This window comes from Nocardioides sp. R-C-SC26, assembly GCF_021246465.1.
Classification (GTDB): Bacteria; Actinomycetota; Actinomycetes; order Propionibacteriales; family Nocardioidaceae; genus Nocardioides.
On record NZ_JAHRHK010000008.1, the window covers coordinates 1 to 8,217 of the forward strand.

General features: G+C 71.5%; 8 protein-coding genes and 1 tRNA gene. 4 read left to right on the forward strand and 5 right to left on the reverse strand.

All coding sequences use genetic code 11. The annotated features are described in order from the left end of the window. Positions 1-31: 31 nt before the first annotated feature. Entirely contained in the window at positions 32-2,731 is a 2,700-nt protein-coding gene (locus tag KSO97_RS09040; RefSeq protein ID WP_232678134.1) for a penicillin acylase family protein, read from the reverse strand. Positions 2,732-2,825: 94 nt separating this feature from the next. Here KSO97_RS09040 and KSO97_RS09045 point away from each other — a divergent pair, with 94 nt between their 5' ends. From KSO97_RS09045 to mscL, 3 genes are all read left to right on the forward strand, one after another. Then, complete coding sequence (locus KSO97_RS09045; RefSeq protein WP_232678135.1) at positions 2,826-3,170, forward strand: FmdB family zinc ribbon protein; 345 nt, start codon at positions 2,826-2,828, stop codon at positions 3,168-3,170. Between the two features lie 57 nt (positions 3,171-3,227). Further along, positions 3,228-3,935 (forward strand): SAF domain-containing protein, encoded by a 708-nt coding sequence (locus tag KSO97_RS09050; protein WP_232678136.1) that lies wholly within the window; start codon positions 3,228-3,230, stop codon positions 3,933-3,935. Between the two features lie 97 nt (positions 3,936-4,032). Beyond that, positions 4,033-4,413 (forward strand): large conductance mechanosensitive channel protein MscL, encoded by a 381-nt coding sequence (mscL, locus tag KSO97_RS09055; RefSeq protein ID WP_232678137.1) that lies wholly within the window; start codon positions 4,033-4,035, stop codon positions 4,411-4,413. A 47-nt stretch (positions 4,414-4,460) separates the two neighbouring features. Here mscL and KSO97_RS09060 read toward each other — a convergent pair whose 3' ends face one another. Together KSO97_RS09060 and KSO97_RS09065 are read right to left on the reverse strand one after the other, a co-directional pair. Beyond that, positions 4,461-4,697, reverse strand: a complete 237-nt coding sequence (locus KSO97_RS09060) for a hypothetical protein (RefSeq protein WP_232678138.1) — start codon at positions 4,695-4,697, stop codon at positions 4,461-4,463. Beyond that, a complete protein-coding gene (locus tag KSO97_RS09065; protein ID WP_232678139.1) occupies positions 4,690-5,883 on the reverse strand; it encodes an LCP family protein in 1,194 nt (397 codons plus the stop codon). The genes KSO97_RS09060 and KSO97_RS09065 overlap by 8 nt, the downstream gene beginning before the upstream one ends. 92 nt (positions 5,884-5,975) lie before the next feature. Here KSO97_RS09065 and KSO97_RS09070 point away from each other — a divergent pair. Beyond that, positions 5,976-6,048: transfer RNA gene (locus tag KSO97_RS09070), tRNA-Arg, on the forward strand. A gap of 70 nt (positions 6,049-6,118) precedes the next feature. Here KSO97_RS09070 and gdhA read toward each other — a convergent pair. Together gdhA and KSO97_RS09080 are read right to left on the reverse strand one after the other, a co-directional pair. Next, entirely contained in the window at positions 6,119-7,456 is a 1,338-nt protein-coding gene (gdhA, locus tag KSO97_RS09075; protein WP_232678325.1) for an NADP-specific glutamate dehydrogenase, read from the reverse strand. Positions 7,457-7,599: 143 nt separating this feature from the next. Continuing rightward, positions 7,600-7,929, reverse strand: coding sequence for a hypothetical protein (locus KSO97_RS09080; protein ID WP_232678140.1), 330 nt, complete (start codon positions 7,927-7,929; stop codon positions 7,600-7,602). Positions 7,930-8,217: the final 288 nt, after the last annotated feature.

An 8,217-nucleotide genomic window follows, 5' to 3' on the forward strand; every position in this document is an offset into this window, starting at 1 on the left:
CCCCCCGCACCGCCGGGACACCGCTCGCTCCTCAACCACCGGTGGTCGGTGCCGGGACGAGCGTCAGGGTGTCGTCGGCGGCGGCGTCGACTGCGTCCTGGCTGAACGGCCAGGCGAGGTCGTCGCCCCGCATCAGGACGTCGGTCTGGTCGGTGTAGTGCGGGTGGAAGGCGTGCCCCGAGACGCCGGTCAGACTGACCCAGCGGGAGGAGTCGAAGTCGTCGAGGTCGACGACCATCCGCATCGACGGCCCGGTGACCACCTCGTACCCCTCGGCGGCGTCCCACGCGAAGGCGGCGACGGCCGAGCCGCTGCCGGCGGCGCCCCAGCCGCCGCGGTTGAAGAGCCGCTCGACGACCGCGATGCCCGACTCCCCCAGCGTCGAGGAGCGCAGGTCCAACTCGTGCAGCTCGCCCCAGGTCCACTCGCCCGGGTCGAGCGCCTGCCGCACGGTCAGCTCGTCGCGGGCCTGCACGAGCGCGGCGCGGATGATGTCGTCGCGGGTCTCGCGCTCGTCGGTCTCCACGTCGTCCCAGAACGGGTCGGTGGGCCGCCGGAGCAGATCGGTGACGACGGCCATCCAGCGCTGGCCGCCGTCGGGCCATGCGGCCTCGGGGAGGTCGTCGTGGAACGTGAGCGCCAGCAGGTTGCGCCAGACCACCGAGAAGTAGGCGGCGGCCGCGCTGCCCTCGCCGTCGGCGGGCTGGGTGAAGTCCCAGTCGGCGAGCAGCCGTTGACCGTCGGAGGCGTAGTGGCCGCGGAGTCGGACGTCGAGCAGCACCGGCACCAGGACGGCGGCGAGCGGGTGCAGGTCGTCGCGCTGGATGGCCGCCATCGCCTCGACGTCGAGCTGCTCACCGCGGCCGACGGCCGCCTCGAGCAGGGTGCGGATGCGCTGCGAGCGATAGCCGCGGTCCCAGTCGTCGGTGAGGAAGTAGGGGTAGTCGGTGCCGACGGCGGCCTGGTTCGCCGTCACGACGAAGTCCTCGTCGGGATCGAGCACGTGCGGCAGCGCGTCGTAGGGCACCACCTCGCCCGTCCAGTCGTCCTCGCTGCGCCAGCCACGGGCGGGGCTGCGGCCGTCGTTGCCGGACTTGCGGATCGGGATCAGCCCGGTGGCCTGGTAGCCGATCTGCCCGTCCTTGTCGGCGTAGACGACGTTCTGGCCCGGTGCCGCGAAGGACGAGAGCGCCGTCCGGAAGGAGTCCCAGTCGCTCGCCCGGTCCAGCGCCAGGATCGCGTCGGCCGTGGTCGACGGCTGCAGCGCTGTCCACGCCAGCGCGACGGCGTACTCGGGATCACCCTGCGTTCCGGACGCTCCGGCCGACTCGCTCGCGCTCGCGCCGATCTCGCGGAGACGGTCACCGAGGTCGCCCCCGGCGTCGGAGAGCAGCGGACCGTGCCGGGTCGAGCGGACCTCGATCGCGACGTCGTCCCCGTCACGCACCTTGATCCGCTCGGTGCGCGTGCGCAGGGGCAGTTCCTGGCCGTCGTAGCGGTAGGAGCCCCCACGCACCTGCTCGACGTAGAGGTCGGTGACGTCCGGCCCGAGGTTGGTGAACCCCCAGGCGATGTCGGCGTTGTGACCGATGATCACGCCGGGAACTCCGGAGAAGGAGAAGCCCGCCACGTCGTAGGGGCAGGCGCTGGTGCGTTCGCGACAGTGCAGGCCGACCTGCATCCAGACTCCCGGCATGCCGACACCGAGGTGCGGGTCGTTGGCGAGCAGCGGCGCGCCGGTGTCGGTGAGATCTCCCGAGACCACCCACGCGTTGCTGCCCACGCCGTCGCCGGAGCCGAGCCACGCCGGCAGACGATCGGCGGCGGAGGCCGCCCGGGCGAGCGCGGCACGCTCGCGCGCCTGGCGGTAGCGAGGTGCCGGCCGCAGCGGCTCGCGCGACCCTCCGGCGGTCGCGTCCTGTTCGTAGACGCCGTCGACGACGCTGCCCTGGGTGACGATCGGGTCGTGGTCGGCGTAGGGGTACTGCGGGAAGAGCTGCTGCGCGCGGCGTGGCCCGACGGCGTCGACCGCGAGGCTGCGCGCGATCTCGTCGTCCATGTTGCCGCGCAGGTCCCACGCCATCGCCTTGAGCCAGGCGAGCGAGTCGACCGGCGTCCACGGTTCGGGGCGGTGGTCGAGGCCCCCGGCGTCGAGCACGGCGTACTCGAGTGAGATCTCGCCCAGGCTGCGACCCTCGAGGTAGGCGTTGACGCCGGCGGCGTAGGCATCGAGCGCGGCCCGGGTCTCGGGGCGCAGCAGCGGCAGCTCCCGCTCGGCGACGCGTCGCCAGCCCAGCGTGCGCACGACGACGTCGGTCTCCACGGCGTCCTCGCCGAACATCTCGGCGAGCCGGCCCGCCGTCGCGTGGCGGCGCACGTCCATCTCGAAGAAGCGCTCCTGCGCGTGCACGAAGCCCTGCGCGCGGAAGAGGTCGTCGGCGGTGTCGGCGTAGATCTGGGGGATGCCGTGCTCGTCGCGTACGACGTCGACCTCCGCTCCCAGACCGGGCACGACGACGCGTCCCTCGGTCTGCGGGAACGAGCGCCGGGTGATCATCACCCCGGCCAGCAACGCCGCCACCATGGCCAGCGCCAGCGCGACCACGATCCACGTCGTCACCCGGAGCGGGCGCGGCAGCAGTTGGAACCGGCGCCACCACAGGGGCGGCCAGCGGCGCGGGGCGGGGCTTCCCGCATCCGAGATGTCAGCATCGGAGGAGGCGACAGTCATGGTGCGGTCATTGTGCCGCGTGCGCGCACACGACCCACGAGGGACCGCGTAGGATTGGCACTCGAAAGACCTGAGTGCCAGATCGAGGAGTCCCGTGCCCACCTATCAGTACGCCTGCACCGAGTGCGGTCATGCCTTCGAGCAGGTGCAGAGCTTCACCGACGACGCGCTCACCGAGTGCCCGCAGTGCCACGGGCGGCTGCGCAAGCTGTTCAACGCCGTGGGCGTGGTGTTCAAGGGCTCCGGCTTCTACCGCACCGACAGCCGCTCGACCGCCTCGTCCTCCGACGGCGGCTCGCCCTCCTCGACGTCGACGTCCTCGTCGTCCTCCGGCTCCTCGTCGTCGGGTGGATCGGACTCAGGCTCGAGCAGCTCCGGCTCGGGCACCCCGACGACGTCGTCCGGTTCCAGCACCCCGAGCGCCAACACCGCCGGCTGACGCGCTGCCTGTGGAGGAGGCGCGACCGGTGATCGCGAGTCCTCCTAGCGTCGAGGAATGTCGCCGGCCCCCGGTCCTCCTGGTTCCCCCCACGCCCGTCCGACCCTGCTGAGCAGGTCCGGGCCCGCCCACGCGTGGCGTCGTCTGCGCATCCACGTGCTGCGACGCCGTCGAGTGCTGGCCGCGGTCTGCGTCGGTGTGGCCGTCGTGAGCGGCGTCTCCGCCGTCCGCGGCCCGGCACCGGCGACCACGTCCGTGCTCGTCGCCACGCGGGATCTTCCGGCCGGCTCGGTCGTGGAGCCCGGCGATGTCCGTAGGGCCGACTACCCGACGTCGCTGGTGCCGTCGGGGCTGCTCGACACCGCCGAGGGGCAGGTGCTGGCCGGTCCGATCCGCCGTGGTGAGCCCCTGACGGCGGCCCGCACGGTCGGCGCCGATCTCACCGAGCCCGGGGTGGTCGCGACACCGGTCCGGTTGCCCGACTCGGCGATGGCGGGGTTGCTCAGCCTGGGCGACGTCGTCGACCTGAGCGTCGTCGACCCGGCGGACGACGAGCCCGCCCTGCCACTCGCGCACGACGTCCGGGTGCTGGCGCTGCCCGGCGGAGCCGACGAGGCGGACTCGGGCGCCTCATGGCAGGACGCCGGCCTCGGGGGCCGGCTCGTGGTGCTCGGTCTCGAGCCCGACGACGTGCCGTCGGTGACCGCGGCCGCCGTCCGGGCGTTCGTGGTCTTCACCTGGTCCGACGCCACGGTGTCTCGATGACGTCGGACTCGATAGCGTGACTCATCGAGGTCGTGGCGCGGACTCGCCACGACCTGCCGCCCGCTCGGGACGGTCCCATCGAGACAGGAGTGCTCACATGCTCAGCGGATTCCGCAACTTCATCCTGCGCGGCAACCTGGTCGACCTGGCGGTCGCGGTCATCATCGGTACCGCCTTCGCCGCCGTCGTCACCGCCTTCACTCAGGTTCTGCTGACCATCATCGGCAAGATCTTCGGCGGCGACACCAACTTCAACTCTTGGGAGCCGCACGGCATCCCGCTCGGAACATTCGTCACGGCCCTCATCGCGTTCCTGATCATGGCGGCGGTGCTCTACTTCTTCGTGGTCACGCCGTTCGTGACGCTCAAGGAGAAGTTCTTCCCCAGCGCCCCTCCCGGCACGCCGGAGGACATCAAGCTCCTCGCCGAGATCCGCGACCTGCTCCGCACCCAGCAGGGCCTGCCGCCCGCCGAGTGACCGTTGGGCACGTCTCGTCCGTTGACGCGTCTCGACGCGAGGGCGGGTCACCCGTGGTGGGGCGGCACCTGCTCTCGGAGCCAGCGGTCGCCGGCGTCCTCCTTGGGTGAGGTCGAGCCGCCTGAGCTGCTCCCCCGCTCGTCGCCTGTCGTGTCAGGCACGACCTCGCCGAAGATCTCGGCCAGCCGTCGCCGGCGCTGCCAGTCGGGCTCGGCCGGCGGCGCGCCGTCAGGCACCTCGCCCTGAGCGGCGTCGTCGACGTGGTCGGGCTCGCGCTCAGGCACAGAGACCCGCCGAACGCCGTTCGGCCGCACGCTCCTCGGCACGGGCGCCGCCCGAGCCCTGGGGCCGGCCCTGGACGTCGTCGCTCGCCTTGACGACGCTGGAGCGCAACGACTTCGGCAGCGGGCGGTCCTCGATGACGCGCTGCCACAGTGCGTCGGCTTCCGGGAGCATCTCGACGCGGTTCGGGTCGATCGGGGAGTACTGCCACGGCACCGTGACGAAGCGGATGCGGTCGAGGCCGACGCCTTCGAACTGCGCGCCGACCTGCGCCATCTGGCCGACCGAGCGGAAGTCGGTCTGCAGCGAGCTGGTGGCGGCGTTGACGAAGGAGATCACCTTGTCGACGCGCGAGAGCGTGCCGGCCGAGACCACCTTGCTCGCCATCGCGGCCACGAAGGCCTGCTGGCGCTTGATCCGGCCGATGTCGGAGCCGTCGCCGAGGGTATACCGGGCGCGGACGTAGTTCAGCGCCTCGCGACCCGCCACCTCGCGCGTGCCCGCCGGGATGTTGATGCCGTGCGAGGGGTCGGAGATGTCCTCGGGGATGCACACCTCGACGCCGCCGACGGCGTCCACCATGTCCTCGAAACCCTGGAAGTCCAGCACCACGTAGTTGTCGAGGCGGACGCCGGTGACCTGCTCGAACTGCTGCATCGTGCAGGCGGGGCCGCCGAGACCGAACGCCTCGTTCCACATCGCGCTGCTCGATCCGGGGATCGTCCCGCCGTCCTCGGTGAGGCAGTCGGGACGCTCGACCAGGGTGTCGCGCGGGATCGAGATGCCGTAGGCGAAGCTCCGGTCCGCCGAGAGGTGGAAGAGGATCGTGGTGTCCGAGCGCTCGCCGTCCCCGGTCAGTCCGTCGATGTTGTTGGCGCCCTCGCGGCTGTCCGACCCCATCACCAAGATGTTGATGGGCTCACGCGGCCCGGTGTCGACCTCCTGCTTGACCGGTCGGTTGCTGAGCTGGTCGTCGACGTCTCGGAAGTCGATGTTGTCGTTCCAGTGGCGGTAGAGGTAGGCGCCGCCGAGCACCAGCACGAGGGTCACGACCAGCCCGGCCGCCACGAACCCGGCCACCACCGCGCGGCCGCGCTTGGCCTCTCCGCGCCGTCGCGGCGTCCCGTCACCCGGTGCGGCTCGTTCGGTGTCCACAGACAGCTGGGAGGTCTGGCTCGGCTCGGTCATCGCGGCTCCATTGTGCGGGGCGCCTCCCAACGCTCCCAATCGGACGCCGCGCCGATCGCCGTCCGCGCCCGTGACAGACTCGGGCACCACACGCCCCAGTAGCTCAGTGGATAGAGCAGCCGCCTCCTAAGCGAAAGGTCGCAAGTTCGACTCTTGCCTGGGGCACCCACCGACACGACCCCTCGCCGACCACTCACCCGGAGAGCAGCCGCACTCTGCCCACACCGGAAGCGGCTCAGATCACGCCCAGCGCCAGCATCGCGTCGGCGACCTGGGTGAAGCCGACGATGTTGGCGCCGGCGACGTAGTTGCCGGGCTGTCCGTACTCGTCGGCCGCCGTCAGGCAGCTGCGGTGGATGTTGCGCATGATCTCGGCCAGGCGCTGCTCGGTGTGCTCGAAGCCCCAGGAGTCGCGCGAGGCGTTCTGCTGCATCTCCAGGGCGCTCGTCGCGACGCCGCCCGCGTTGGCCGCCTTGCCGGGCGCGAAGGCGACGCCGGCGTCGGCGAAGGCACGGACGGCCTCCGGGGTGCAGGGCATGTTCGCCCCCTCGGCGACGACCTGCACGCCGTTGCGGATCAACGCGCCCGCGTCGGTGTCGTCGAGCTCGTTCTGGGTCGCGCACGGCAACGCGATCTCGCACGGCACCGACCACACCGAGCCGTCGTCGACGAACGTCGCACCCGAGCGCTCGTCGGCGTAGTGCGAGATGCGCTGACGGCGGGCCTCCTTGACGTCCTTGAGGAGCGCGAGGTCGATTCCGGCCTCGTCGACGACGTACCCGCCGGAGTCCGAGCACGCCACGACCACGGCGCCGAGCTGCTGCAGCTTCTCGATCGCGTAGATCGCCACGTTGCCCGAGCCGGAGACCGCAACCTTCTTGCCCTCGAGGTCGTCGCCGCGGCTGCGCAGGATCTCATCGACGAAGAACACCGTGCCGTAGCCGGTGGCCTCGGTGCGCACGCGCGAGCCGCCCCACCCCAGGCCCTTGCCGGTGAGCACGCCCGACTCGTACCGGTTGGTGATCCGCTTGTACTGCCCGAAGAGGTAGCCGATCTCGCGGCCGCCGACGCCGATGTCGCCCGCCGGCACATCGGTGTACTCGCCGATGTGGCGGTAGAGCTCGGTCATGAACGACTGGCAGAACCGCATGATCTCGGCGTCGGACCGTCCCTTGGGATCGAAGTCCGACCCGCCCTTGCCGCCGCCGATCGGCAGTCCGGTCAGGGCGTTCTTGAAGATCTGCTCGAAACCGAGGAACTTCACGATGCCGAGATAGACCGACGGGTGGAACCGCAGGCCGCCCTTGTAGGGGCCGAGCGCGGAGTTGAACTCGACGCGGAAGCCGCGGTTGATCCGGGTCTGGCCCTGGTCGTCGACCCACGGCACGCGGAAGATGATCTGACGCTCGGGCTCGCAGATCCGCTCGATGATGGCGGCGTCCGCGTACTCGGGGTGCTTGGCGACGACAGGGCCGAGGGTGTCGAGGACCTCGAGCACGGCCTGGTGGAACTCGCTCTCGCCGGGGTTGCGCCGCAGCACCTCGTCGTAGGCGTGCTGCAGCTTCTCGTCCAGGACCGGCACCGTTGCCTCCTCGCATCGGGCGGCTCCGCCCGTGCGGCGCCTCTCCCGGCCGACACCCTAGGAAGCGGCTCGCCGGCCACCGACACCCAGGAGGGCCGCGACTCCGTGGCCCCGCTGTGGTAGCGGGGGCGAGGTCAGACCTGGCGGCGCTGCTCCACCGGGCGAGTACGGAGCTCGCCGAGCAGGCCGAGGAGCTCGGTCATGCCGGCGTCCTCCTGCTCACCCTCGATGCGACGGCTCGCAACCTCCTCGGGCAGGCGGAGACCGACCTCGAGGACGTAGTGGGTGTCGGTGAGGGAGAAGTCGAGGTCGACGACATGCGCGCTGCGCAGCTCGCCGTCGGCGTCGAGGACGACGATCTCCTCGCCCGGCTCGAGGCCGCGGGCGAGCGTGGTGTCGCTGTGGCGGACGACGACGCGCCCGTCCATCAGCGCCTCTGCGGCAGTCAGTCGCACGAACTCCACGCCCCGAGTCTCACATGCCACGCTCATGATCTCTCCTCCCCTCCTCGCCGACCACGCCGGCCGGCCTCTCTCAGTACAACGAGGAGCGGCGCCGCGCGTCATGCGCGACACGTGCGAGGAACCCCACGTCGCGGACTCCTCAGGTCTCCCCCGGCGCGGCCACGCGCTCGTCCACGAGGCTCACGCCGATGCGATCGCCCTGTCTCCCGCGCAGCGCGGGACAGCCGGAAAAGGCACCGGGGGGGGCCCGCCCCCCCCCGGGGGGGGGGGCGGCGCGGGCCCACCCCC